Genomic DNA, 26,373 nt, shown 5'->3' on the forward strand with positions numbered 1-26,373 from the left:
AGGAAGTGACAGTATGGAAAATGTTTTAAAGAATGATTGGGAGCCACTATTGGCACCAGAATTCGAGAAAGAGTATTATCTTACTCTATCCAGTTTTTTGACAGAAGAATACAGCACGCATGTTGTTTATCCGAAGGTAGAAGATATTTTTAACGCTCTTCAGTATACAAGTTATGAAAATACAAAGGTTGTTATTTTAGGACAAGATCCATATCATGGACCGAATCAAGCGCATGGTTTAAGCTTTTCTGTGCAACCTGGTGTTAAAACACCACCGTCATTGTTAAATATGTATAAAGAACTTCGAGATGAATATGGTTATGAAATCTCGAATAACGGTTATTTAGTAAAATGGGCGGAACAAGGAGTATTATTACTAAATACCGTATTAACAGTTCGTCAAGGCGAAGCAAATTCTCATAAGGGAAAAGGATGGGAGCACTTTACAGATCGTGTAATTGAACTGTTGAATGAACGTGAAAAGCCAGTTATTTTCATATTGTGGGGGCGCCATGCGCAGGCGAAGAAGAAGTTAATTACGAATCCGAATCATCATATTATCGAATCTGTACATCCAAGCCCATTATCGGCAAGACGTGGTTTCTTTGGTAGTAAGCCATATTCTAAAGTAAATACGATTTTAGCTAATATGGGCGAAAGAGAAATTGATTGGGAAATTCCAAATTTATAAATAGAAAAGGTAGTTAACAGTCGTTAACTACCTTTTTATTATTATTGTTGCTCGTTCTTTAATTTTGCATCTAGTACAAAAGTGCCAAATGGGATAACTGATGAAACAAATGCTCCAAGTGCCCATAAAATTGATTTACGGTGTACGATTGTTACTTGAATTACTGCAAAGATGAATAGAATAAATAGAACACCATGAGCCATGCCTGTAATTTTAACAGCTGTTGCAAATCCTGCGAAATATTTCAATGGCATTGCTACAAATAATAGTAATAGGAAAGAAATACCCTCAACTAGTCCAATTGCTCTTAATCGTCCGATTGGCGTAGATAACATAAAGTAGCCTCCTTTAACGTATGCTTGTATATAGTAAATTTGTATTCTTTTTCAAAATAAAATAGTCTATTTTGTTTCATTATATACAAAAAGAAAGTTTACACTACGAGAATAGTGCAAAGTTCAAAATATAGTCACAAAAGCATGAGAATTTAAATAAAAACCTATTTGAAGTATTTGACTTCAAATAGGTTTTGTGAATGAAAATATTAAACAAGTACATCCGTTTTTAAAACGAATTTCTCTACAACTTTTGCAACACCATCGTTCATATTTGTATCTGTTACGTAGTTTGCAATTTCTTTAATATCATCAGGTGCATTGCCCATTGCAACGCCAAGACCAGCAAATTCAATCATCGCTTGGTCGTTATAGCTATCGCCCATTGCGATAACTTCTTCACGCTTAATGCCAAGCTTTTGGATCAGTTTGTTTAAGCTCGTTCCTTTTGTAACACCAGCTTCAGTAAATTCTAAGAAGAATGGTTTCGAACGCATCACGCTTAATTGGCCTTCTAGCTGTTTTTGTAGTTTTTTTTCAACTTCAACAAGGCGTTCAGCTTCTTTATTCATTAATACTTTTACTACGGGCTCTTTAACTGCAGCTTTAAAGTCATCTACTACAACAATTGGCATACCAGTAATATCGCCCTCAATTTCAGTATAAGGATTATTTTCTTCCGTTACGATATCATCGCCCATATAAGTATGAATCCATACATCTTCAGTTTGACTAATTTCAAATAGGTTGTGAACGATTTCAGGAGATAGTGTACTACTAAAGATTTCTTCGTTTGTTTTACAGTTAATAATTTTTGCACCATTAAAAGATAAAATGAAACTGCCGTATTCTTCTAAACGAAGTTCTTTCGCTACATTGCGCATACCGAACGTTGGACGTCCAGAAGCAAGTACAACCTTTACGCCTTGCTCTTGTGCAGTCATTAACGCTTCTTTCGTACGAGGTGAAATAGTATGGTCATCACGTAATAAAGTATCATCTAAATCTAAAACAATCATTTTATAAGTCATATAGAAAATTCCTTTCTTTAATTGAAATCAAAATACATGTTCATGAAGAGATTGAGGAATAATAGTAAGACATCAAACCTCTTTGAAAAGAAGTAGATAAATTATTATGAGTGTGTTGCTCATAATATTGGTTAATAATCATTGGGGATGAATAAAACCCCAATGATTAAAGTTTGATTTTATCGTAACAACTCTAAAGGTAGAGTGCAATAATGGAAGTTTTCCAATTTAAGATATTTGTTTTGCTGTGGAACGAGAAAATAGTATTTCTAGCAAGATTGCCATTACAGATCCAAGAACGAGACCATTACTTAAAAACGATGCTAGAAATGGTGGAAGTGTGGAATATGCTCCTGCTGGAACAAACATAACTCCGACTCCTGTAAAGATTGAAAGACCGGCTACTTTAAATAATCGTTCTTTATCCTGGACAGTTTCGTATTCTCGAAAGGCGAGGCCAATCATGCTTGCGAATACAGGATAAATAGCGGCATAACCAACCGCAACAGGGATTGCTGCAAAGAATGAAGTAATCTTTGGAAATATACTAACGACAATAATAAAGCTTGACCCTAATATAAACGGGAGACGTTTATAAATATTAGTCGTTGCAATAAAACCTGCTGATCCAGAAATAGCGACAGGCCCAATAGCTGAAAATAGGCCGCCTAGCAATTGGTTGATTCCTGTTATAATGCCAGCTTGTTTAAAACGATCTGATGCAGCGTTTTCTTCATATTTAGAGACAACCTTTTGTACAACGCGAATACTTGCTAACATATTTGTTAGAAGTAAGAGCGTAACGAAAATGACCGTAATTACCATGTTCCATTCAACACGAGGCATTCCGAAAACAAATAAGGATGGAAAACGGATTATGTCTGTCACTGGTGTTATTGGATTAGATAATCCGAAGCATGCGAATAATATCCAGCCACATACGATACTGAAAAGAACGGAATATTGTCCAATAATAGGTAGCTTCATGATGAAAAAGGATAGTAAAATAACAATGAGTGAAAGAATAAATACGTTAGGTTGTACTTCTGTATGTTTTCCATCAAGGCCAAACATTCCCTTTAAGAAGGAGCCACTAAGCTGCGCGACAAGAAGAAATAAATACGTTCCAATGACTGTCGGTGTAAAATAGCGAACGAGTTTATCAATAAGTCCAAAAACGCTAAGAATAATACAAATAATACCACTTAATAAGAAAGCATATTGAAGAACTTTAAGTGTCTCATTATTTGATCCAAATAGTACGACGCCTAAACTTGCGTAAAGGGAGAAAATTCCCCACCAAAGGCCAGCAGGACCTTCTTGAATAGGAAGTTTATGCCCAAATATAGCTTGCAAGAGACCAGCAAAACCTAGAACAAATAATGTTCTTTGTACAAATGCGATGGCTTCAGCACCATTAAGACCATAACTAGTTGCGACACTAATTGGTACAATAAGGCTTCCAGCTAAAATAAATAGTGCCCATTGTAAGGCGGAAAGAAATGTCTTCATTATATCAACCTCTTTCATAGATTCCGTATCTAGTATATACGTATTTTATTTCCACTGGCAAAGATTGTAGATAGAGAAAAGAGTTGAAACACAGTATGAATGCACGTAAGCAATTATGGATAGCAGTTATATGTATGACTTTTGTTGTAATTCTAGGAACGATAGGATTTATGACGATTGAAGAGATTAGTTTGTTTCAAGCATTTTGGATGACAATGATTACTGTATTGACTGTTGGATACGGAGATGCCGTTCCTGTAACGCAAACGGGGAAAGTATTTGCGCTTCTTATTATTCCTGTTGGCGTAGGTATTGTTACGTATGCAATTGGGGTAGTGGCAGCTATGATTATTGAAGGGAATTTATTTCATGCAGTACGGAGGAAGAAGATGGATAAACAAATAGCGCAGTTGAAAAATCATATTATAGTATGTGGTTGCGGTAGAGTGGGGCTTCAAGTTGTACATGAATTGCAAGAAAAGAATATTCCATTTGTCGTTGTTGATAAAGATGAAAGTATATTGGAGCAGGAAAAGCTTTTATTTGTACATGGAGATGCAACGGAAGATCAAGTATTACATAATGCCGGAATTTTAAAAGCAGCTGGTTTAGTTGCTATTGTTGCAAATGATGCCGAAAATGTATTTATTACATTAACAGCAAGAGGGTTAAACGATACGATTAAAATTGTGGCGAGATCTGAAAAGCCAGAAACTGAAGAGAAATTAAGGCGTGCTGGTGCAAATAAGGTTATTAATCCATCTAGTATGGCGGGTATTCATATCGCAAAAGGTATTGCAAATCCATTAACCGTTCATTATATTGATACAGTGTTGTATGGAGTAGAACAGTCATTTGTCATTGAAGAAATTCTAGTTGGAAAAGATTCAATATTAGTTGGTAAATCGTTACTAGAGAGTAATGTAAGGAATCAGTTTGATGTAACAATATTAGCGATTTCAAGAAATGGTAATATTATACATAATCCGGCAGGGCAGGAAAAATTGAAAGAACGTGATATGATAATAGTATTTGGTTCAGTAGAAAAATTGGGACAATTCGAGAAAGAATTACAAAGTACGAGGTGATAAGGAATGCAAATATCTAGCGACAAGATTTTAAATAAAATGGCGAATGAAATTGCGAAGGCAAAAAGTAGTGAAGGACAAAAGTCAAAAGAACATTTATTAGTTGTGCGTGCTTTATGTGACTTATTATTAGATGAACAAGTTGAAACATCTACATATAGAGAACCGAAAATTCAATCGCAAGTAATTGGATCACAACCAGTAACAACTATGCAACCAATTGCACCTGTTTCTGGGGAGCCAGTATATATAAAAGAAAGTGATGCAAACGGTAATTCTTTATTTGATTTTTAGAAGATAAATCGTTTGGCTTATATGCAAAAATTGCTTATGATAAAGGTAAAAAAGGGGAATTAAGATGAAAATTTTCTTTTTACTAGGTTGTATTGCAGCGGGGCTATCTGTTGCGTTAGGGGCCTTTGGAGCACACGGTTTAGAAAATAAAATTTCTGCAAAAATGTTAGAAGTTTGGAAAACAGGCGTTACATATCAAATGTTTCATGCAGGTGGACTATTCGTAGTTGCTTTATTGATGGATAAGGTTCAATCATCACTTTTAACTACTGCTGGTTGGCTAATGGTAGCTGGAATTATTATGTTCTCAGGTAGTTTGTATGCATTAAGTACGACAGGCATTAAGTTCTTTGGTCCAATTACACCTCTTGGTGGTGTAGCGTTTATTGTGGCGTGGATTCTAGTAGGGACTGCAGTTGTAAAAGGATTATAAAAAAACAAAAGCTGGCATTTGCCAGCTTTTTTTATGGTCTTGGAGTATAAGTTGCTTGTTGACTAGGTAAATACGTAATTTCTTCTGGAAACTCTACGTAATCTAAGTAGATCATTAGTAGTAAATAGCGTTTTCCTGATTGCGGTTCACTAATAACAATATGGTCACGGCCAGCTGCTTCAATAATACCTGTATAAGATTGTGTACCAAGGGAACTGCCACGTTCATAAGTCATTACAACCGTAGCTTGCTTACCTTTGTTTAAACGAAGGATATTTTCAATATAGGATTGCTCTAGAGGTAACATGCCTTGAGAAATTGCATATTGAGCTTGCGCAGCTTGAGCTGTTTGTTGTTGCATCGCTTGCTGCTGTTGTTGAGTCATTTGTTGCGGTTGTACATAAGTTCCAGATGGTTGATAAAAACCTGTTCCATAGTACGGATTTTGTTGCTGTGCCATTCAAAAATCCCTCCTCATTTTTATTCCTTAATATACGCTAGGGCAGTCTCCAGCAGATGGCTGGAAGAAGCAGTGCTTTTTAAAGCGACCAGAGTTTTGTTGGTTATACCAAGTTGGTGGACATGCCCCTTCAGGTCTAAAGAACCATAAGGCAAAGTTGGCAGGCCAAAAACGTTGCCCTTGAATGGTCCGTCTTGCTAGGGCAATATCTTGTTCACGTGCCCGTTGATAAAAGTATCCTTTTTGCGTTGCTTCAAAACCGCCGGGGTTTTGATAAACCATTTGACGTAAATTACGAATGCTTTTAAAGTCTAAACAATTTCCGCGGACACGATTTACCCCAACGTTTCCGACCATTAACATTCCTTGTTGTCCTTCTCCTTCGGCTTCAGCACGCATCAGTCTAGCTAACAACTTTACATCTTCTTCGTTATAAGCAATAACTCCCATTATGTGTCACCTCTCTTTTTGGAATACCTTTTGGAAAGAGGTTTATCTCTAGATGAAGTGTGTAACAATTACTAGTTCATACGTATGAGGAAAAGGGCTCAGATATGACAACCAAACGAAGTTTTACATTGAGAGCGGAAAATAAAAAAAGCTAGCGTGAGCCAGCTTTTTTGTTAAAAAACTTTAGACCATAAGTTTGAGAAGAAATCACCAATAGAGCGCATTGTTAACACAAACCAATTTGCTTTTTCAACTTCCTCTGTCGTTTTTGCAGTAACTTTCATACTTTTACTACCGTCTAAGAAACCATATTTATCAGTTGATTCTAAAGTAATTGAGCCTACTTTGGCATCTTTCTTAATAGGAGCAACTAAATGTCCATCTTCAGCAAGAGATTTATCTAATTCAGTCCCAATTTTATAAGGTTCTTTGCTACCTTTTTTCGCAATTACTGTTATTTCTTTTTCGGGTGCAACAGTTACTTGGTCTTCTTTCCCTTTTACTACAGAGATTGTATTGTTCTTATTAACTTTTAGTTTTTGTTTTTCAAAGTTATTAAATCCATATTCGATTAATTCACGAGATTCTGTGAAACGTTCATCCATTGATTTTGTTTTAATAATAACCGAGATAAGACGTACATCACCACGTTTAGCAGTAATAGTAAATCCGTATCCAGCTGTATCAGAACTTCCAGTTTTTAAACCATCAGTACCTTCATAAGCGAAAGCAGCTCCTGGTAACATCCAATTCCAGTTTTCCATACGAATTGGTTTTGGGTGATTGTCTGGGAAGTTTCTAAATCTTTGTTTTGTATCCTCTAGCATTTCTGGATACTTTGTAATCATTGCTTTTGAAAGCATACCCATATCACGAGCTGACATAGAGTTTTCTGCATTTGGATCAGTACCCTCAGGATGTTTTCCTTTTAAGTCAGCGTTATTTAAGCCCGTAGCGTTTACAAATTTATATTTCTTTAATCCTAGCTTTTTAGCATGTTCATTTGCAAGATTTAAGAAGTTTTTCTCACTTCCTGCAAGAAGTTCTGCTAAAGCGATACTAGATCCATTTGCAGAGAATATAACAATAGAATGATATAATTCTTTTACAGTATATTGACGTCCTTTTTCGAACGGTACATTAGAGAATTCATTATTACGAGAGACTTCATAAGCGTAATCAGAAATATTTACTTTCGTATCCCATGTGATTTTCCCTTCTTTAATTGCTTCTAAAACAGCGTAAACAACAATTAATTTCGACATACTAGCAATAGCTAGCAATTCATCGGGATTTTGCTCGTGAAGTATTTTTCCTGTATCTGCATCAAATAAAAGTGCAGCGGCTGCCTCAATATGTATTTTTTCTTCCGCATGGGATGTTGTTACTCCTAAGGAAGAAATTGACAATACAAGCAATAGTAAAATAGACAAAATTTTTTTCATATAGATTATCACCTTCGCATCGTTATTTAGCATATAGCTCGTATCATTTTAGCATATCTTTACATATAAAAAGGTTACAATTTTACAATAAATTTGAAAAAATGTCGGTTTTTCTTCAAAAGTGCAGAAAAAAGGGGATTTTTGAGGATAAATATAGAGAAGAATAAAAAAAGGAACGAATTTCGTTCCTTTTCACCATTTATATGTGTAAAAATTTCTCTACTTTTTCGTCTGGTAAAATGTTTCCAACGAAGAATGTTCCAAATTCACCATAACGAGCACTTACTTCATCGAAGCGCATTTCATATATAAGTTTTTTAAATTGAAGAACATCGTCAGCGAATAATGTTACGCCCCATTCGAAATCGTCGAATCCAACAGATCCTGAAATCACTTGGCGTACTTTACCTGCGTATTGACGGCCAATTTTACTATGACTGTACATCATTTTTTTACGCTCTTCCATAGGAAGCATGTACCAGTTGTCATCACCTTGGCGACGCTTATCCATTGGATAGAAGCAAATATGATTTGCTTTCGGCAATTCAGGATATAAGCGAGCTAAAATTTGCGGGTTTTGGTATGGATCCTCATCAGCTGGAAGATAGTTGCTTAATTCAACAACAGATACGTAAGAATATGCAGGAACCATATATTCAGCTAAAGTTGTTTTATTCAATTCTGTCTCAATTTCATTTAACTCTTCCATTGTTGGACGTAAAATCATAAGCATAATATCAGCTTTTTGGCCAACAACTGTATACATTGCGTGACTACCTTTTTTCGCAGTAGCTACTTCGTTCCATTTTTCAACGACATTTAAAAATTCAGACACTGCTTGTCCGCGTTCGTCGCTAGATAATGTTTTCCATGCAGCCCAATCAATAGAACGTAAATCATGTAAACAATACCAGCCATCTAACGTTGTTGTTGCTTCACTCATTCTATTCACCTCAGTTAATGATAGTTTTACACGTTAACTATAGCATATATAGTTTTAAAATCATCTATATAAAACCTTGGCGCATAAAATTGTCACATTTAAGTGTTTAAGCAAGGTGAATTTAACGGCTGAATTTTATGAAAATATAATCATTTTTATTTTATCTATTTTTTGGGAGCTATAAGTTTAAAATATAGAAGAAAAGCAGTATTCTTAAAGATAGAGTTTTTTTAACATATGTAGGAGGGTTTATTCGTGAGCAACTTATTTACAACAGTAAAAGAAAAAGTTCAAGGAAAAGGCATTTCTATCGTACTTCCTGAAGGAACTGATGAAAGAATTTTAGGCGCTGCAGAGCGTTTAGCAAAAGAAGAGTTAGTAAAACCAATCTTAGTTGGTAATAGAGAAGAAATTAGCGCAAAAGCTGCTAGCATGAATTTAACATTAGCAGGCGTTGATATTTACGACCCAGCTACATACGAAGAAATGGATGCAATGGTAGCATCTTTCGTTGAACGCCGTAAAGGTAAAGCAACTGAAGAAGACGCTCGCAAAATCCTTAAAGACGAAAACTACTTCGGTACAATGCTTGTATACATGGGCAAAGCACACGGTCTAGTAAGTGGTGCAGCTCACTCTACAGCTGATACAGTTCGTCCAGCACTTCAAATTATTAAAACAAAACCAGGCGTTACAAAAACTTCTGGCGTATTCATCATGGTACGTGAAGAAGAGAAATATGTATTCGCTGATTGCGCAATTAACATTGCACCAAACAGCCAAGATTTAGCTGAAATCGGTATCGAAAGTGCGAAAACTGCTGAGTTATTCGGCATTGATCCACGCGTTGCTATGTTAAGCTTCTCTACAAAAGGTTCTGCGAAATCTCCAGAAACAGAAAAAGTTGTAGAAGCAACTCGCATTGCAAAAGAAATGGCTCCTGAGTTAACTTTAGATGGAGAATTCCAATTCGATGCTGCATTCGTACCATCTGTAGCTGAGAAAAAAGCTCCAGGTTCTACAATTAAAGGTGATGCTAACGTATTCGTATTCCCAAGCTTAGAAGCTGGTAATATCGGCTACAAAATCGCTCAACGTTTAGGTAACTTCGAAGCAGTAGGACCAATCTTACAAGGCTTAAACATGCCTGTAAATGACCTATCTCGTGGATGTAACGAGGAAGAAGTGTACAAGTTAGCTTTAATTACAGCAGCTCAAGCACTTTAATTCTATAATGAATTGAAATAAAGACCGTCGCTATTATAGCGACGGTCTTTATTTTTCTAAACCAAGTGCTTTATTATTACGATCAATAATACGTTGTAAATTCGTCTCATATAAAGGAATCTCATCTATTGTTAATTGAGATGGTGTTAACTTTGGAGCGAATTGCTGCAATGTTTTTAAAAGACGCATCATTAAATCTTGTACTGTAATGGTTTCACCAAGTAATTCTGAGAGTGAGGCCATCGTACTTGGTACAATTTCAGGGTACGTAAAGCGTGTTTCTTCCCCTTGAATTGCTAGGTTGTAGAAATCACGAACGAGTGCGGCACGCTCAGAGCCACTTCCGGTAGCGCAGAGATAGATTTGGACAGCGACACCTCCGCGAATACGACGTTGTGAAATACCAGCGAATTTTTGATCGCGAATACTTAAGTCATAACTACCAGGACAGTAAGAGCCGACAATTTCTTTTGCCTCGATAGTAATGTCGTAATCCTTTAACATCTCCTTAATCAAATGCCACATTGTATCGTATCCAAGGTCAATATCGATACCTTTTTCTGTTTCTTGGAATAAAAGTGATACGTTTAAAACACCTTCATCAAGCACGACCGCAAGCCCGCCAGAATTACGGACAATAACATTGAAGTTGTTTTGTTTTAAAAAAGAAATACCTTCTTCTAAATGCGGAAGGCGTGAATCTTGAATGCCAAGGACAATTGTATTGTGATGAACCCATGAACGCATTGTTGCCGCTGACTTGCCATTTCCAATGCTTGTGCATAATGTGTCATCCATTGCGAATGACTGAAGTGCATGGAATGTTGGTCCTAAACTAGATTGATCTACAATGCGCCACTCTGGCTGAGATAAAATGGAACGGGAATTGCTCATATAACTAACCCCTTATCTTTAAAATGACAATCTCTATTATAGCAAAAAATGAAGAATGGAGTTTTCTCACATATAAAGGGGGAGCTTATAGGTGAAATAATAAAAAGGATGCATTACATGCATCCTTTTTATTCTGCAATTTTTTCTAAATTACCGTTTCGGTCCATTCGGAAAGATGTTTGAGAACGTTCTTCGTCATCCATGACTGCCAATTTACGAGCTCGGTTCATAATGTTCATAAGTGTTTCGTAATCTTCTTGTACAGTATGAGATTGCTTTTCTAATTTTTCTAGTTTCTTTTCTAGTTCCTCATTCCGAAGGATTTGTGCTTTAATTTCTTGTTTCAATCTCGTATTCTCGTTTTCAAGAGCTGTCACTTTTATATTTGAAGATCCGACTGTTTGTAAAAAATAAATAACATCTTGCATTGTCATAGAGCTTCTTGCAGCAGGAGCAGTAGATTCTTGATATGGAATAGCTTCTTTATATTGTACGATTGATTCTTCTTGTACTAATTCTTCATAATCAGTTATCGAATCTGAAGCTGGTGGTGTATAAAGTAAACGTTTTTTCGCTTGTTCACCGCTTGCAGCACGCATTTTATCTTTACGATGTTTTTTTGCTAGTTGAAGAGCTTGTTCATAGCTATAGCGAACAACAGCATTCCAGCGGAAACCACAAGCAGCAGATGTACGATTTAACTGATCCCCTACTTCCTCAAATGCATTTAATTGCGTACTTCCTTCTCTAACATGACGAAGTACCGTTTCAGCAAGTAATAAATCATCCTCATCTGTCCAAGCATCTTGTCTTACTTTCATAGATTCAACTCCCTTTCTTTTTATGAACTTCCTATTTTTATAATGGGCAAAAAAATAAACTTTTATACAAAGCTTTTAAAAATATGGTAGATTTCGATGAAAGGTAAAAATTTTCCCATGAATGGTGAGCGCTTCTGTAGGAGAGCATATAAAATATGTAGCATTATGTAGAGAATAGGCTTTGTAGGGAAACTTGCAACGAGCTTCAAAGAGCGGTAAAATACCATTTAGTGTTTATTTTTAAACGTACTTGAGAAAAGTTTAAAATAGAGGAAGTGTTATATAATGGGAAACGAGTTTCGCGTGTGCGATGACTGTCAGGCAACGAACGTTAAAACGTTAGTTCCGAAGTTAAAAAAAGTAGATTCATGTGCAACGATTGAAGTTGGATGTCAGTCTTACTGTGGTCCTGGTCGTAAAAAATCATTCGCATTTGTAAATAACCGTCCAGTTGCGGCTCCAACAGAAGATGAGTTAATCGCAAAAATTGAAGCAAAGTTAAATAAGTAAGAAAAAGAAGAGTGAAAAGATTACTCTTCTTTTTTATGCCCATAAGAGGAATAATTTATTCTGCGAAAGTACTCTTGTATGGACGAACGTTTTCTAAAGGATAGACACAACTTTTGTATTAAAATTCCAATTTGTATAAATTTATATTTCAAAATAATGGTTGACAGCCTTTTAAAGCGATAGGTAGAATAGAAGTGTCTGATTCTGAGAATCATTATCAGGAAAATAACAATTCACCTAATTTTTTTATTACTATTTGAGAATAAATTTCATTTCAATAAATATATGTTGTTAGTTAGGATGGTTGAGGGATGGAAGCGAGCGCAAGCAGTATAGAACAGCAAGAAGAGAATGTTAAAGAGATTAAGAGCAGACCGCTTATCGCTTCTATTATTTTAGTAGCGGGTACAGTTTTGTTAGCTTTAAGCATGGCAGTTTCTATTTCTTTTGGGGCTGCAGATATTAGTTTAAAGACTGTATGGCAAGCTGTATTTCAGTTTGATGGATCTATTACACATCATAATGTAATTCAAGAGCTTCGCATGCCTAGAGCAATAGGGGGCGTAGTTGCAGGTGCCTTTTTAGCGGTATCAGGAGCAATTATGCAAGGTATGACGCGAAATCCACTTGCTTCGCCATCGTTAATGGGGATTACAGATGGGGCTGTATTTGGAATTGCAATTATGTATGCATTTTTTCCTAATTCACCTTATTTAATGTTTGTTATCGCATCTTTTATTGGAGCTGCGTTTGGTGCAAGCATTGTATATGGAATTGGGTCTTCTTCACCAGGTGGATTAACACCTGTGAAATTAGCTTTAGCAGGTGCAGCTATTAGTGCTTTATTAGGGGCAATTTCATCTGGAATCGCATTGTATTTCAATCTTGCCCAAGAGGTAAGCATGTGGAATGCAGGCGGAGTTGCTGGAGTGAAATGGCAAAGTATTAATATGTTAGTGCCAATTGGCCTTGTTTGTCTTTTTATCGCAATTATGATGTCGAGATATATTACAATTTTGAGCTTCGGTGAAGAAATTGCAATTGGACTTGGTCAAAATACGACATTAATTAAATTTATCGGAACAGTACTTGTTCTTGTTTTAACGGGTTCCGCAGTTTCCATGGCAGGATCAGTTGGATTTGTTGGTCTTGTAATTCCGCATATGACTCGTTTTCTTGTAGGCTCGGACTATAGATGGGTTATTCCATGTTCTGCGGTCTTAGGCGGGCTGTTAATTGAATGTGCAGATATGTTATCTCGCGTTATTAACCCGCCATTTGAAACGCCAATTGGAGCAATTACAGCGCTAATTGGGGTTCCATTCTTCCTCTACTTAGCACGTAATGAAGGGAGAGGAAAGATGTGAGGACGAGTGTCTTAACAAAAAAGAACATTTCTATATTAACGATTTTAGTAGGACTAATCGTTTCTATATTTCTTATTAGTTTAAATACAGGAACTTTTAAAATCCCGCCAATGGACGTATTAAAGTCATTGGTTGGACTAGGGGCTGAAGATCAGTCTGTTATTTTATTTGAATTCCGCATGCCGCGTATGGTAATTGCTATACTAGTCGGATCTGCTTTAGCTATGTCAGGTGCGATTTTGCAAGGTTTATCACGAAATCCGCTTGCTGATCCAGGTATTATAGGTATTAATGCTGGAGCGGGATTAACAGTTGTTATATTCGTCTACTTCTTCTTCGGGAAAGTAGGGACTGGTACATTTTTATCTGTATTCATTCTTCCATTCTTCGCACTAGTTGGAGCGATATTAGCAGCGGTAATTATTTATTTACTAGCATGGAAAGACGGCGTTTCATCGACTCGATTAATACTTGTCGGTATTGCCGTTGCAGCTGGATTTGGAGCTGTTAGTTTAATTTTCTCTATGAAGATGACATCTAACGATTTTCGTTTTGCTACGATTTGGCTGGCGGGAAGTCTATGGGGTACAGATTGGAAATTCGTATTAAGTGTACTTCCATGGATGGTTATTTTCTTACCGCTTGCTATAAGTAAAGCACACATATTAAATGTAATGAACCTAGGCGATTCTACAGCAGTTGGCCTTGGTGTAAACGTAGAAAAAGAAAGACGTAAATTATTATTTATTGCAGTTTGTTTAGCAGGTGCATCTGTTGCTGTTGCGGGCGGAATTGGCTTTATCGGTTTAATGGCCCCGCATTTAGCAAGGCGCCTTGTTGGTGGTAAACATCAAATTATGTTGCCCACCGCTGCGCTAATAGGAACGTTTTTACTTTTATTCGCAGACGTAATTTCAAGAAGTGTATTAACAACTTCAGAAATACCAGTCGGTCTTGTTATTTCTGTAATTGGTGCACCATATTTCATTTATTTACTTATGAGGACAAAATAAAGGGAGGCTTTTCGTATGGCAACTTTAGCGGTGGATGCGGTATCTGTTGGCTATAATGAAGGTTTAATTATTGACGGGTTAACAGTTGAAATTCCGGAAGGGAAAATTACAACAATTATTGGACCAAATGGTTGTGGGAAGTCCACATTATTAAAAACGGCGTCTCGTATTTTGAAGGCAAAGCAAGGTACTGTTTATCTCGACGGAAAAGCAATTGAGAAACAGCCAACGAAAGAAATTGCAAAGAAAATGGCGATTTTACCACAAACTGCAGAAGTGCCAACGGGTCTTACTGTATTTGAGCTTGTGTCATATGGAAGATTCCCTCATCAAAAAGGGTTTGGCACGTTGAAAGAAGAGGATTATCGCTACATTAACTGGGCACTTGAAGTGACAGGAATGAAAGAATTTGCGAATCGTCCAGCAGAAGCGCTATCAGGTGGCCAACGTCAACGTGTTTGGATCGCAATGGCTCTTGCACAAGGAACAGAATTACTTGTATTGGATGAACCAACAACGTACTTAGATATGGCTCATCAATTAGAAGTATTAAACTTATTGAAAAAGTTAAATGAAGAAGAAGGTAGAACGATTGTTATGGTTATCCATGACTTAAACCACGCTTCTCGTTTCTCTGATCATATGATTGCATTAAAAGCAGGTAAGTTAATGAAACAAGGAACGCCAGATGAAGTTATGACAAGTGAAACACTTCGTAACGTATTTGAGATTGAAGCTCAAATCGTTCCATGTCCAGTAAACTGTAAGCCAATTTGTTTAACATATGATTTAGCGATGATTAGTAATCAATTGCGTAAAAAAGCATAAGTAGAACCCCCTCGTAAAGAGGGGGGGCTTCTAATGGACGTTGAGCTTCTTATATATGAATGGGAAGTTGAACGCCCGTTAGAATGGGTTATTAACAACAGTTAATAAATATATATTAATTAATTGTTATCTTTGTTTCTTATAGTTCATTGTAACTTATAAGATAAATACAGCTAGAAGGAGTGGGAACATGAAGAATTTTAAAATGGCACTATTAGCAATGGTACTAGTTGTGACTTCTGTACTATTTGCAGCTTGTTCTAACAAAGAAGAAGAAAAGAAAGCAGATGCAAAGACTGAAGAGCGCACTGTAAAACATGCAAAAGGGGAAATTAAAATTCCTGCAAACCCAAAGAAAATTGCTGACCTTAGTGGTTCAACAGAAGAATTATTAATTTTCGGTATGAAACCGGTTATTACTGCTAATACATCTCAAGAAAAAATTGATGCACATATTGAAAAGAAACTAAAAGACGTTAAACCAGTTGGTTCTGCTTGGGGCGATAAAATTAACATTGAAGCAGTAGCTGCTGCAAAACCAGATTTAATTCTTGTAAATAATCGTCAAGAAAAGATTTATGATCAATTATCTAAAATTGCACCAACAGTTATGTTAAACACTCCATTAGATCAATGGCGTCCAAAATTCGAAGAAGTAGGTCAAATCTTCGGTAAAGAAAAAGAAACAAAAGAATGGTTCAAAAAGTATGATGAAAAAGCAAGCAAATTACATGACAAAATCGTCGCTAAAACTGGTGAAGCAACATTTATGAAAATGGCTGCATATCCAAATGCTTTCCGCGTATATGGTGATTACGGTTACGGTAGCGTAATCTTTAATGATTTAAAACTACCAGCAGTTAAAGGTACACCAACTGATAAACCGTTAGTACAAGTACAAAAAGAAGCTTTAATCGATTACAACCCAGATTACTTATTCGTATTTACAACTGGTGACGGTTCTCAGCGCTTAAAAGAATTCCAAGAAGAATCAATTTGGAAAAACATGAACGCTGTTAAAAATAACCACGTATTTACAATTAAAAATGAAGACTTAAACAAAGGTTACTTCCCACTAGGGAAAGATATGATCTTAGACGAAGTTGCTGAATTCGTTTTAGGTAAATAATGTATAAAGGAAATCACTTTTACTTCGGTAAAGGTGATTTTTTCTTTTTATAAAGGGAATTAATACAGTCTTTCATTTCTTTCTGTTTCTCATTTCGTTTATAATATAAAGTAAGAATGTAGTAAAGAAAGGGGGATGTCGGAAAGTGGTATATTTAAACGACAAACTCAGCGAAACAAAAGTGTTTAAAGACCCAGTACATAAATATGTGCACGTGCGTGATCGTGTTATTTGGGATTTAATCGGAACGAAAGAATTTCAACGCTTGCGCCGTATTAAGCAGCTTGGAACGACATTTTTTACATTTCACGGTGCAGAGCATAGTCGCTTTACTCATTCGTTAGGTGTATACGAAATTATTCGTCGTATGATTGATGATGTGTTTGATGGCAGACCAAATTGGAATGCTGAAGATAGATTGTTATGTTTATGTGCGGCATTACTTCATGATGTCGGTCACGGCCCATTTTCTCACTCGTTTGAAAAAGTATTTTCATTAGATCATGAGAAATTTACGCAAAAGATTATCGTAGGCGATACGGAGATTAATGATGTATTAAGTCGTGTTGATAAGGAGTTTCCACAAAAGGTAGCAGATGTAATTGCAAAAACATCTACTAATAAATTAGCGATTAGTATGATTTCGAGCCAAATTGATGCGGATCGTATGGATTATTTATTAAGAGATGCTTATTTTACAGGCGTAAAGTACGGAAACTTCGATATGGAACGTATACTGCGTGTAATGCGTCCGTATGGGAATCAAGTAGTCATTAAAAATAGTGGTATGCATGCTGTTGAGCATTACATTATGAGTCGTTATCAAATGTATTGGCAAGTATATTTCCACCCGGTAACGCGAAGTGCAGAAGTTATTTTAACGAAGATTTTACACCGTGCGAAATCACTGCACGAGAAGTATTATACATTTAAAAATCATCCTGTTCATTTCTATTCTTTATTTGAAGAAGAAGTAACAGTAGAGGATTATTTAAAGTTAGACGAGAACGTTATGTATTACTACTTCCAAGTATGGCAGGAAGAAGAAGATTCAATTTTAAGCGATTTATGCCGCCGTTTTATGAATCGAAATCTATTTAAATATGTAGAGTTTACAGATAAACACGGTTTAGATAATTGGATGGAATTAAGTAGTTTATTTAAAAAGATTGGACTTGATCCGGAGTATTATTTAGTAGTTGATTCAACATCAGACTTACCGTATGACTTTTATCGTGCAGGAGAAGAAGAAGAGCGTCTACCAATCCTACTTCTTATGCCAAACGGAGAGCTTAGAGAGCTTTCACGTGAGTCGGATATTGTTGAGGCGATTACAGGTAAGAAAAGAACGGATCAAAAGCTATTCTATCCACATGATTTAATCTATGAAGATGGAAGAAAAGGAAAATATAAAGAGAGAATTATTGAGTTGTTAGAAGGAAAGAAATAAGAAGCAGCTAATGGCTGCTTCTTATGAAAAAACTTGAAATTATTTGTCACTTAAGCGTTTTCCGCCAACTGCATAATGGTTTTTAGACATTTCTTCGATGAAAACAACGATGTTTTCTTCAGGAGCACCAGTTGTTTCGCTTACTGCTGCTGTTACTTTCTCAGCAAGAGCTTTCTTTTGTTCTTCTGTGCGTCCTTCTAGCATTTTCACTGTTACGTATGGCATGTACAATCGCTCCTTTTATGTAAGTTACACTCTTATTATAGCGGATTATGGGGAAGAACAATCGAAAAAACAAATAATTTCTTTTTTTGACATATGGAAGAGGAGATGAAGCATGGATCAGTTATTTAGATACCCGTTGCACCAAATTCCTTTGGTAGCAATGGCCATTATTATCGCATTATCAGTTCATGAATTTGCACATGCATATGTAGCATATAAATTTGGAGACGATACAGCAAAGAGACAAGGCCGTTTAACGTTATCACCGATGGCACACTTAGATCCTATAGGTTTGATTGCAGTATTAATTCTTGGATTCGGTTGGGCAAGACCGGTTCCTGTTAACCCATATAACTTTAAAAGACCGCGTCTTGCAGGTATATTAGTTTCAATTGCAGGGCCGATTAGTAACTTAATTTTAAGCGCAATTGGTTTAATTATTTGGTATAGCTTAGTAAAATTTGGTGTATTATACTCAATTCCATCTGCAGTAGCAGATACGTTAGCTCAATTTTTCCAGATTTTTATTATGCTGAATATCGTTTTACTTGTATTTAACTTATTACCGATCCCGCCACTTGATGGGTATCGAGTTGTGGAAGATTTAGCGCCAGCAAATATTCGCGCGAAAATGACACAGTATGAAAAATACGGGGCAATTGCGTTATTAATTCTCGTTATTACACCGCTTAGTAATTACACAATTCAACCTATTTTCCAGGTAGTTATTCCGCATGTATTTGTATTTTTAGATAGCATCATTGCGCCTATTTTTGGCCTTTTATAATTTTTAAGTGAGGAGGATTTTACATATGACAGAGAAAAAGAAAAAAATCGGTTTTAATATCGTGAAAAATGATTCAACAGATGGACATGGTGGATTTGGTGTTGGGGCATTAAGCTTAGAAAACATTTCACCTGTATTTGTTGATGTAATAGAGAAAACTGCATTCGTTGATATTGGTGCGATGCACGCGCGTAGTACAGTAGAAAAAGGTATTAAGTTTTTAACAAATAAAGATGAAGTTCCAAACGGAAAACCATTTTGGCTTGTTTGGGTAACGATTGAAAGAACTGCGACAGGTGCGTATTATGCAGGTGCAACAGCTTGTGAAATGACAGTAGACCGTGAAATTCGCCGCGGATATAAATCACTTCCAGAGCACGTAAATAAAATGGATAAATCATTGAAGCGTCACATTATGGTTGACCATATGGATGAATCATCTAAAAAGGTACTTGGTACGTTCTTGAAAGAACATAATGAAGCTATTTGGAACGAATCTAGTGAAGAATTGCGCCGTGCATTATTAAGTGAATAAAAAATAGCTGACGGATGCCCGTCAGCTATTTTTTTTACCAAGGAAGATATTTTTTCCACCAACTTGTTTTTTTCTTTTCTTCAGTCGTTTTTTCAAATTCTTCTTTATCATCGACGTGATCCATACAATATTCAGTCGGTTCGGTACCTTTAGCGAAATACATTTTCACAGAAATAGGACAATTTTTTGTAGCAATTTTACCGTTCTCTGGATTGATATTAACCGCTACGACGTCACTTGGTTGTTTAAATTCTTTTTTTGGTTGTCCATCTAACCCTTTCTCCATCGTATCAGTCCATATTTTCTTCGCATATCCTTGTTCTGCTACGTTTGAAATAGATTTAGGTTGATCATATCCGACCCACACACCAGTTACGATTTGCGGAGTAAATCCGATCATCCAACTATCCGTTTCAGTAGAACCAGATTTGCCGGCATATGTTCTTGATAGTTTGGATAACATCGATTGACCAGTTACAGCAGCATAGCTGCTTAGTTTCTTATTAAACATACCAGTCATCATTTCTTCCATTACAAACGCTTTGCTCTTGTCGAGAACTTGTTTACTCTCTAAATGAGCATCGTATAATATATTTCCTTCATGATCCATAATGCGGCGAATGAAAGTAGGTTTTACTTCTTTTCCACCATTTGCGAACATGCTATAAGCGTTAACCATTTCAATTGGTTTTACTGGTGATGTACCAAGAGCTAGAGAAGGCACATCTTTTAATGCACTTTTAATTCCAAATTGTTTCGCTGTTTTTGCAAGCGCGTCATCGCCTAAAAACAAATTCGTTTTCACAGCATAAATGTTATCAGAGACTGCGAGAGCTTGTGCCATCGTTACGAAATCATCTGCATAATAATCTTTATAGTTCTTCGGTTTATACTTTGAAACGCCGTCACCTAAGGTGAATACAGTATATTCGCTTTTTAAGCGCGTAGCAGGCGTGAATCCTCGTTCTAATGCCGCATAATATAGAAATGGCTTAAATGTAGAACCAGGCTGACGAATGGCTTGTGTAGCCCTGTTAAATTGACTCGTAGTATAATCAGTTCCACCAACAAGAGCAGCCACTTCACCTGTCTTTGGATTCATAGAGACGAGAGCAGTTTGTATGTTTGTTGTGTCAGGTATGTGATCTTTTACAGCTTGTTCTGCTACAGCTTGTAGTTTAGGGTCTAGCGTTGTATAAATTTGCAAGCCACCCCGTTGTAAAGCTTGTTCGTCTAATCCAACATCACGAAGGAGCGAAGCTTGTACAGCATCTTGGAAATATGGTGCGACCTCTGCTACTTTTTTCGTATCTAATGAGGCAAAAGTTAGTGGCTCTTTCTTCGCTAAGGCTGCTTGTTGCTTCGTAATATATCCTTGTTCTACCATTTCATCTAATATGAGAGCTTGTCGTCCTTTCGCACGATCCTCTTTCAAAAAGGGGGAATAGACACTTGGCCCTTTCGGGATACCTGCGAGCATACTAGCTTCTGCTAACGTTAATTCTTTTGCCGTTTTATCGAAATATAGACGGGACGCAGCTTCGATGCCATAAGCGCCATGTCCGTAATAAATTGTATTTAAATATCCTTCTAAAATATGATTTTTATTATAATTCACCTCAAGGCGAATTGTGTACATTGCTTCTAATAGTTTACGTTTCCACGTTTTATCATGATCTAAGTAAAGGTTACGAGCATACTGTTGTGTAATTGTACTAGCACCTTGGACTTTTGCCATCGCTTTTAAATCGGCAACAATGGCACCAGCAATACGTTTCATATCAAAGCCATGATGTTTGTAGAATCGTTGATCTTCAATAGATAGTGTCGCCTCTTTTACATAAGGTGAAATTTCATTAAGAGATACATTGTAACGTTTTTGCATTTCATTACTTTGTCCTATAACAGTGTCATCATTTGCGTAAAAGACGCTTGTTTGCGGGACCGCAACAGGAGGAGGTCCCATAATTTTTGCAACTATAATAATAACAAAAAAAGAAAAAACGAAGAAAAGGACGCAAGAAAACATTGCGGTGAAGAAAAGACGTTTATATTTTTTAAGTTTTGGATTCATAGTTTGATCCATCTTTTTTCAGCCCCTCATTAATACAAGCGTTATTGTATTAGTATTGAGGGTTTTCATTTATTTTAAACAATGAAATTTCGAAAATAAAAAAGCCCCTTCCATTAAGAAAGAAGCTCAAAGGCACGTGCTGGCCAATCAGTAATGATGACATCTACACCATAATCAATCATAGTTTGTAAATCTTTGTATTCATTAATTGTATATGGACGGAAAACATATCCTTGCTCTTGTGCTAACTGCACAAATTCTTTCGTTAATAACTGGAAGTTTGGATGTAATCCATTTGCTTCTCTATGTTTTGCTTCGGCAATTGGATCAGAAAGTGGTGTATCATATAAAATTGCTCTTGGGATTTCAGGAGCAATTTCTGCTAATAATGAAACAGAGTCATGGTTAAATGATGAAAATACAATTTGATTAGAAAGATGATATTCACGCACAAGTGCAACAGCTTTTTCCTCAATATTTGGGTAATGAATAACATCTGTCTTTAATTCAATATTTAGTTGTAAGTTCGTTGTGGAAAGCCAAATGAAAACCTCACGCAACGTTGGGATTTTTGCTTCATGGAAAGAAGGGTCTTTATAGCTACCAGCGTCCAATGATTGTAGTTCCTCTACCGTTTTTTCCGAAACAAGTCCAACGCCATTTGTTGTACGATCGACGGTTTCATCGTGAATTACGACAAGTTCACCATCTTTTGATAAGTGGACATCGAGTTCAATTCCGTGAGCGCCAATGCGTTCTGCTTCTTGGAAGGCAATCATCGTATTTTCGGGATGTGTTCCTTTTACTCCGCGGTGAGCGAAAATAAGTGGTTTACTCATGTGAAATTCTCCTTATTATCTTTTTTCTTTCATTATGAAACTGCTTTAGGGAAAATACAATTGAATATGACAAACATTTACAAAAGTCTAACAGTTGCACAAAAGTTAACGTTAACGTAAAATGTAATAATCAAGTGAAGGGAGGAATAAACATGTATAAAATTGATGAAGTAACAAAGCAAGTTGGTTTGACAAAACGTACACTTCGTTATTATGAGGAAATTGGTTTAATTCATCCCCCTGAACGTAGTGAGGGGAATATTCGCCTGTATACAGACGGGGATATCGCCAGAATTAAAAAAATTGTGGAAGCGAAAGAAGTGTTAGGAATTACGCTTCAAGAGATGCAGCATTTTTTATCGTTAAAAGAAAGAATGGAGCAAAGAAGAAATAGCGAAAACCCTCGTGATCGTGAAGTGATTCAAGAAATTAAAGATATGCTTGAAAAACAAGTGGAAACGCTAGACGAAAAAATGGAGCAAATGCAACGTGTAAAGGCAGAACTAGAAGATAGTTTACATCGTGCAGTAACATTTTTAGAGAACACAAAAGGAGAGTAATCAAAATGGAGAGCAAACAAAAACTAGGGAGATTGATTACAGTGGTGGCTACCTTCCTTGCCTTTTCGGGTATAGGGGTAGTTGACCCAATTTTGCCAATTATTGCTGAGAAAATCGGTGCAACGCATTGGCAAGTTGAAATGTTATTTACCGCTTATATTTTAACGATGGCAATCATGATGTTACCAGCTGGTATATTTGCATCGAGATTTGGTGATAAACGGATGATGACAATCGGTCTTGCGATTGTGACTGTATTTGCGTTTATATGCGGTATATCGCAAACGATTGCTCAATTATCTCTTTTCCGCGCTGGATGGGGATTAGGAAATGCGATGTTTTTTGCTACAGCAATGACGCTATTAATAGCATTAAGTAAAGAAGTTCATGAAGCAGTAGGATTATACGAAGCAGCTATCGGTTTAGGCATGGCTGGCGGACCATTATTAGGCGGGATATTAGGTGGTCATTCTTGGCGTTATCCGTTTTTCGCGACAAGTATTTTAATTTTCTTAGCATTTATTTTAGTATTCTTTTTTGTAAAAGAACCGGAGCGAAAAGTGAAGCGTAAGGCTGCTGGGGTAGGAGAATTACTTAACCTGGTGAAGTATAAACCGTTTATGCAAGGTGCGATTTCAGGAATGTTATACTACTACGGATTTTTCGTTGTGTTAGCATATTCACCACTTATTATGCATTTATCAGCTATTCAATTAGGCTTTGTATTTTGCGGATGGGGGCTCGCGTTAGCTTACGGTTCTGCAATTTTAGCACATAAGCTAGAAGGGAAATATGAACCAAAAACATTATTAAAGGGTAGTTTACTCGTATTTGCGATTTTCTTAATTGCACTATTCTTTGTGAAAATTATGTGGTTACAAATTACTCTTATCGTTTTATCAGGATTGGCATCTGGCTTAAACAATGCATTATATACAAGTTATGTAATGGATATTTCACCTTATGAAAGATCTGTTACGTCAGGTGTTTATAACTTTGTTCGTTGGTTAGGTGGTGCGATTGCTCCAATTTTATCAGGAATTATCGGTCATACTGTTTCACCACAAAGTCCGTTTTTAGTAGGTGGAATTGTTGTGTTAGTTGGTTGTATTATGATCCTAATTCCAATTCGTAAACCAGTAGAAATAGAGACAAAAGCCCTTTCTTAAGAAAGGGTTTTCTTTCCTTTTGCGGTGCAAACCCTTTCCGCACATATGTTAGAACCCTCTGACTAAAATATATTTTCGGTATTTTTGTACTTTTAACTATACATTTTGGATGTTTTGTTTTATTTTTGTTAGGGGACATTAATGATGTCCCTATTATAAATTTGCATTGAAAGGCGTGATTGTACGATGGAACTATGGTTCACTGAAAAACAAACAAAACATTTTGGGATTACGGCGCGTATTAACCGCACATTACATACGGAGCAAACAGAATTCCAAAAACTTGATATGGTCGAAACGGAAGAGTTCGGAAACATGCTTATTTTAGATGGCATGGTTATGACAACAGAAAAAGATGAGTTCGTTTATCACGAAATGGTAGCACACGTACCTTTATTTACACATCCAAACCCTGAAAACGTATTAGTTGTTGGTGGCGGTGATGGTGGTGTTATTCGTGAAGTGTTAAAACACCCAAGTGTAAAGAAAGCAACTCTTGTTGAAATCGATGGAAAAGTAATTGAGTACTCTAAACAATACTTACCATCAATTGCAGGCGCATTAGATAATGAGCGTGTAGAAGTAAAAGTAGGAGACGGTTTCCTACATATCGCAGAAAGCGAAAATGAATACGATGTAATTATGGTAGATTCTACTGAGCCAGTAGGACCAGCAGTAAACCTATTTACAAAAGGCTTCTACGCTGGAATTTCAAAAGCGTTAAAAGAAGATGGTATTTTCGTTGCACAAACGGACAACCCTTGGTTTACACCAGAACTAATTACAACTGTGTTTAAAGACGTAAAAGAGATCTTCCCAATTACTCGTTTATACACAGCAAACATTCCAACTTACCCAAGTGGTCTTTGGACGTTCACAATTGGATCTAAAAAACATGATCCATTAGAAGTAAGTGAAGAGCGTTTCCACGAAATCGAAACGAAATACTACACAAAAGAATTACACAATGCAGCATTCGCATTACCGAAATTTGTTGGGGATTTAATTAAGTAAGAGAATTGTATCAAACAAATAAAGTGTAAGTAGCTCATTTAAGGTGTTTGTCCAGAAGACTTGAACATGCTAGCTACTTACACTTCTGTAGAGAAAATCGTCTTCTTGTTGTTAAAAAGAAGACCCGGTAAATCGAGAAAGAGGAGCAATTCGCTCCAAATTTGAGAAATAGTGAAAGGTTGGGATACCTTAAGTTCCACATAAGGAGGAAAAGAATATGCGTTTTGATGAAGCTTATTCAGGTAAAGTATTTATTAAAAGTCATCCAAGTTTTGAAGAGTCAAAGGTAGTTATTTATGGGATGCCTATGGATTGGACAGTAAGTTACCGTCCGGGATCTCGTTTTGGCCCTGCACGTATTCGTGAAGTATCAATCGGTCTTGAAGAATATAGCCCGTATTTAGATCGTGAACTAGAAGAGGTAAAATATTTTGATGCGGGTGATATCCCATTACCATTCGGAAACGCACAACGCAGCTTAGACATGATTGAAGAGTATGTATCAAAACTTTTAGATGCCGATAAGTTTCCACTAGGTCTCGGCGGTGAGCACCTAGTGTCTTGGCCAATTTTTAAGGCAATGGCAAAAAAATATCCGGATTTAGCAATCATCCACATGGATGCTCATACTGATTTACGTGAATCGTATGAAGGGGAGCCTTTATCCCACTCTACACCAATTCGTAAAGTGTGTGATTTAATTGGTCCGGAAAACGTATATTCTTTCGGAATTCGTTCTGGAATGAAGGAAGAATTTGAATGGGCGAAAGAAGTAGGTATGAACTTATACAAATTTGACGTATTAGAACCGTTAAAAGAAGTATTACCGAAACTTGCTGGCCGCCCAGTCTATGTCACAATCGACATTGATGTATTAGACCCAGCTCACGCTCCAGGAACAGGAACGTTAGAAGCTGGCGGTATCACATCTAAAGAATTATTAGATTCCATCGTAGCAATTGCAAATTCAAATATAAATGTAGTTGGAGCAGACTTAGTAGAAGTAGCTCCAGTCTACGACCATAGTGATCAAACACCAGTCGCAGCAAGCAAATTCGTGCGGGAAATGCTGCTCGGTTGGGTGAAATAAAAGTGAAGCCGACTGTTTAGACCCGGTGACTAAGGTTCTTTCCTGCAAAAGGTGCTTTTTACCTTTTGGCAGGGAAGGTTCTTAGACGCAAGGGTCTAGGAGGCGTAACTGGATAGTAATAAAAGCGGAGGCAGCTCGCTCAGAATCGCAGGTCATTGG

29 protein-coding genes are annotated in these 26,373 nt (G+C 36.6%); 17 read left to right on the forward strand and 12 right to left on the reverse strand.

The genetic code is table 11. From position 1 onward, the window contains the following. The first annotated feature begins 13 nt into the window (after positions 1 to 13). Positions 14 to 691, forward strand: coding sequence for a uracil-DNA glycosylase (locus D1166_RS17105; RefSeq protein ID WP_097855691.1), 678 nt, complete (start codon positions 14 to 16; stop codon positions 689 to 691). A 41-nt stretch (positions 692 to 732) separates the two neighbouring features. Here D1166_RS17105 and D1166_RS17110 read toward each other — a convergent pair whose 3' ends face one another. The 3 genes from D1166_RS17110 to D1166_RS17120 all read right to left on the reverse strand — a co-directional run bounded on the left by D1166_RS17110 (position 733) and on the right by D1166_RS17120 (position 3,569). After that, complete coding sequence (locus tag D1166_RS17110) at positions 733 to 1,026, reverse strand: DUF3817 domain-containing protein (RefSeq protein WP_000953396.1); 294 nt, start codon at positions 1,024 to 1,026, stop codon at positions 733 to 735. A gap of 209 nt (positions 1,027 to 1,235) precedes the next feature. Next, positions 1,236 to 2,057: a Cof-type HAD-IIB family hydrolase gene (locus tag D1166_RS17115; protein ID WP_000221395.1), complete on the reverse strand. Its 822-nt coding sequence runs from the start codon at positions 2,055 to 2,057 to the stop codon at positions 1,236 to 1,238. A 228-nt stretch (positions 2,058 to 2,285) separates the two neighbouring features. Continuing rightward, the gene (locus D1166_RS17120; RefSeq protein WP_000847044.1) at positions 2,286 to 3,569 is read right to left on the reverse strand and encodes a purine/pyrimidine permease; all 1,284 of its coding nucleotides are present in this window, start codon (positions 3,567 to 3,569) and stop codon (positions 2,286 to 2,288) included. Positions 3,570 to 3,664: 95 nt separating this feature from the next. On the opposite strand from D1166_RS17120, the gene D1166_RS17125 reads away from it, so the two are divergent. From D1166_RS17125 to D1166_RS17135, 3 genes are all read left to right on the forward strand, one after another. Further along, on the forward strand, positions 3,665 to 4,657 hold the full coding sequence (locus D1166_RS17125; RefSeq protein WP_000993988.1) for a potassium channel family protein: 993 nt from the start codon (positions 3,665 to 3,667) through the stop codon (positions 4,655 to 4,657). Between the two features lie 6 nt (positions 4,658 to 4,663). Next, entirely contained in the window at positions 4,664 to 4,951 is a 288-nt protein-coding gene (locus tag D1166_RS17130) for a YwdI family protein (RefSeq protein ID WP_001167349.1), read from the forward strand. A gap of 64 nt (positions 4,952 to 5,015) precedes the next feature. Further along, the gene (locus D1166_RS17135) at positions 5,016 to 5,384 is read left to right on the forward strand and encodes a DUF423 domain-containing protein (RefSeq protein ID WP_000688315.1); all 369 of its coding nucleotides are present in this window, start codon (positions 5,016 to 5,018) and stop codon (positions 5,382 to 5,384) included. A gap of 31 nt (positions 5,385 to 5,415) precedes the next feature. Here D1166_RS17135 and gerQ read toward each other — a convergent pair whose 3' ends face one another. The 4 genes from gerQ to hemQ all read right to left on the reverse strand — a co-directional run bounded on the left by gerQ (position 5,416) and on the right by hemQ (position 8,682). Next, a complete protein-coding gene (gerQ, locus tag D1166_RS17140) occupies positions 5,416 to 5,844 on the reverse strand; it encodes a spore coat protein GerQ (RefSeq protein WP_000068652.1) in 429 nt (142 codons plus the stop codon). A gap of 27 nt (positions 5,845 to 5,871) precedes the next feature. Next, positions 5,872 to 6,294, reverse strand: coding sequence for a cell wall hydrolase CwlJ (gene cwlJ / locus D1166_RS17145; protein WP_000538167.1), 423 nt, complete (start codon positions 6,292 to 6,294; stop codon positions 5,872 to 5,874). 173 nt (positions 6,295 to 6,467) lie between these two features. Next, positions 6,468 to 7,739: a serine hydrolase gene (locus D1166_RS17150; RefSeq protein ID WP_000722867.1), complete on the reverse strand. Its 1,272-nt coding sequence runs from the start codon at positions 7,737 to 7,739 to the stop codon at positions 6,468 to 6,470. Positions 7,740 to 7,938: 199 nt separating this feature from the next. After that, on the reverse strand, positions 7,939 to 8,682 hold the full coding sequence (gene hemQ / locus D1166_RS17155; protein WP_001287595.1) for a hydrogen peroxide-dependent heme synthase: 744 nt from the start codon (positions 8,680 to 8,682) through the stop codon (positions 7,939 to 7,941). A 255-nt stretch (positions 8,683 to 8,937) separates the two neighbouring features. Between hemQ and pta the strand changes: the two genes are divergently transcribed. Further along, positions 8,938 to 9,909: a phosphate acetyltransferase gene (gene pta, locus D1166_RS17160; protein ID WP_000067225.1), complete on the forward strand. Its 972-nt coding sequence runs from the start codon at positions 8,938 to 8,940 to the stop codon at positions 9,907 to 9,909. A gap of 48 nt (positions 9,910 to 9,957) precedes the next feature. Here the strand turns inward: pta and lipL are convergent, their stop codons facing one another. Continuing rightward, positions 9,958 to 10,803: an octanoyl-[GcvH]:protein N-octanoyltransferase gene (gene lipL / locus D1166_RS17165; protein ID WP_097855690.1), complete on the reverse strand. Its 846-nt coding sequence runs from the start codon at positions 10,801 to 10,803 to the stop codon at positions 9,958 to 9,960. A 128-nt stretch (positions 10,804 to 10,931) separates the two neighbouring features. Then, positions 10,932 to 11,624 carry an RsfA family transcriptional regulator gene (locus D1166_RS17170; protein ID WP_000868358.1) on the reverse strand — a complete coding sequence of 231 codons (693 nt, stop codon included), beginning with the start codon at positions 11,622 to 11,624 and terminating at the stop codon, positions 10,932 to 10,934. A 285-nt stretch (positions 11,625 to 11,909) separates the two neighbouring features. Between D1166_RS17170 and D1166_RS17175 the strand changes: the two genes are divergently transcribed. From D1166_RS17175 to D1166_RS17200, 6 genes are all read left to right on the forward strand, one after another. Next, the gene (locus tag D1166_RS17175; protein ID WP_000526078.1) at positions 11,910 to 12,134 is read left to right on the forward strand and encodes a YuzB family protein; all 225 of its coding nucleotides are present in this window, start codon (positions 11,910 to 11,912) and stop codon (positions 12,132 to 12,134) included. A gap of 311 nt (positions 12,135 to 12,445) precedes the next feature. Next, positions 12,446 to 13,501: a FecCD family ABC transporter permease gene (locus D1166_RS17180; protein WP_000388296.1), complete on the forward strand. Its 1,056-nt coding sequence runs from the start codon at positions 12,446 to 12,448 to the stop codon at positions 13,499 to 13,501. Continuing rightward, complete coding sequence (locus D1166_RS17185) at positions 13,498 to 14,514, forward strand: FecCD family ABC transporter permease (protein WP_001260757.1); 1,017 nt, start codon at positions 13,498 to 13,500, stop codon at positions 14,512 to 14,514. The genes D1166_RS17180 and D1166_RS17185 overlap by 4 nt, the downstream gene beginning before the upstream one ends. Before the next feature lie 15 nt (positions 14,515 to 14,529). Next, positions 14,530 to 15,342, forward strand: coding sequence for an ABC transporter ATP-binding protein (locus D1166_RS17190; protein ID WP_000212068.1), 813 nt, complete (start codon positions 14,530 to 14,532; stop codon positions 15,340 to 15,342). Between the two features lie 190 nt (positions 15,343 to 15,532). Continuing rightward, positions 15,533 to 16,471, forward strand: a complete 939-nt coding sequence (locus D1166_RS17195) for an ABC transporter substrate-binding protein (RefSeq protein WP_000787724.1) — start codon at positions 15,533 to 15,535, stop codon at positions 16,469 to 16,471. Between the two features lie 145 nt (positions 16,472 to 16,616). Further along, entirely contained in the window at positions 16,617 to 17,921 is a 1,305-nt protein-coding gene (locus D1166_RS17200; RefSeq protein ID WP_000262731.1) for an HD domain-containing protein, read from the forward strand. A gap of 39 nt (positions 17,922 to 17,960) precedes the next feature. Here the strand turns inward: D1166_RS17200 and D1166_RS17205 are convergent, their stop codons facing one another. Continuing rightward, complete coding sequence (locus tag D1166_RS17205) at positions 17,961 to 18,146, reverse strand: 2-hydroxymuconate tautomerase (protein WP_001147171.1); 186 nt, start codon at positions 18,144 to 18,146, stop codon at positions 17,961 to 17,963. A gap of 112 nt (positions 18,147 to 18,258) precedes the next feature. Between D1166_RS17205 and D1166_RS17210 the strand changes: the two genes are divergently transcribed. Together D1166_RS17210 and D1166_RS17215 are read left to right on the forward strand one after the other, a co-directional pair. Further along, a complete protein-coding gene (locus D1166_RS17210) occupies positions 18,259 to 18,933 on the forward strand; it encodes a site-2 protease family protein (RefSeq protein WP_000372455.1) in 675 nt (224 codons plus the stop codon). Between the two features lie 25 nt (positions 18,934 to 18,958). Continuing rightward, positions 18,959 to 19,468, forward strand: coding sequence for a YwhD family protein (locus D1166_RS17215; RefSeq protein ID WP_097855689.1), 510 nt, complete (start codon positions 18,959 to 18,961; stop codon positions 19,466 to 19,468). Between the two features lie 34 nt (positions 19,469 to 19,502). Here D1166_RS17215 and D1166_RS17220 read toward each other — a convergent pair whose 3' ends face one another. After that, positions 19,503 to 21,554 carry a transglycosylase domain-containing protein gene (locus D1166_RS17220; protein WP_097855688.1) on the reverse strand — a complete coding sequence of 684 codons (2,052 nt, stop codon included), beginning with the start codon at positions 21,552 to 21,554 and terminating at the stop codon, positions 19,503 to 19,505. Between the two features lie 101 nt (positions 21,555 to 21,655). Then, positions 21,656 to 22,381: a glycerophosphodiester phosphodiesterase gene (locus D1166_RS17225; RefSeq protein WP_000042788.1), complete on the reverse strand. Its 726-nt coding sequence runs from the start codon at positions 22,379 to 22,381 to the stop codon at positions 21,656 to 21,658. A 152-nt stretch (positions 22,382 to 22,533) separates the two neighbouring features. Between D1166_RS17225 and D1166_RS17230 the strand changes: the two genes are divergently transcribed. The 4 genes from D1166_RS17230 (at position 22,534) to speB (ending at position 26,214) form a co-directional block, all read left to right on the forward strand. After that, the gene (locus tag D1166_RS17230; protein WP_000276578.1) at positions 22,534 to 22,941 is read left to right on the forward strand and encodes a MerR family transcriptional regulator; all 408 of its coding nucleotides are present in this window, start codon (positions 22,534 to 22,536) and stop codon (positions 22,939 to 22,941) included. A gap of 5 nt (positions 22,942 to 22,946) precedes the next feature. Continuing rightward, complete coding sequence (locus D1166_RS17235; protein WP_000444233.1) at positions 22,947 to 24,110, forward strand: MFS transporter; 1,164 nt, start codon at positions 22,947 to 22,949, stop codon at positions 24,108 to 24,110. Positions 24,111 to 24,296: 186 nt separating this feature from the next. After that, positions 24,297 to 25,124: a polyamine aminopropyltransferase gene (gene speE, locus D1166_RS17240; protein ID WP_000424696.1), complete on the forward strand. Its 828-nt coding sequence runs from the start codon at positions 24,297 to 24,299 to the stop codon at positions 25,122 to 25,124. Between the two features lie 217 nt (positions 25,125 to 25,341). Beyond that, complete coding sequence (gene speB, locus D1166_RS17245; protein WP_001209831.1) at positions 25,342 to 26,214, forward strand: agmatinase; 873 nt, start codon at positions 25,342 to 25,344, stop codon at positions 26,212 to 26,214. The last annotated feature ends 159 nt before the right edge of the window (positions 26,215 to 26,373 follow it).

Source organism: Bacillus sp. ISO11, from assembly GCF_003458115.1.
GTDB classification, from domain to species: domain Bacteria; phylum Bacillota; class Bacilli; order Bacillales; family Bacillaceae_G; genus Bacillus_A; species Bacillus_A cereus.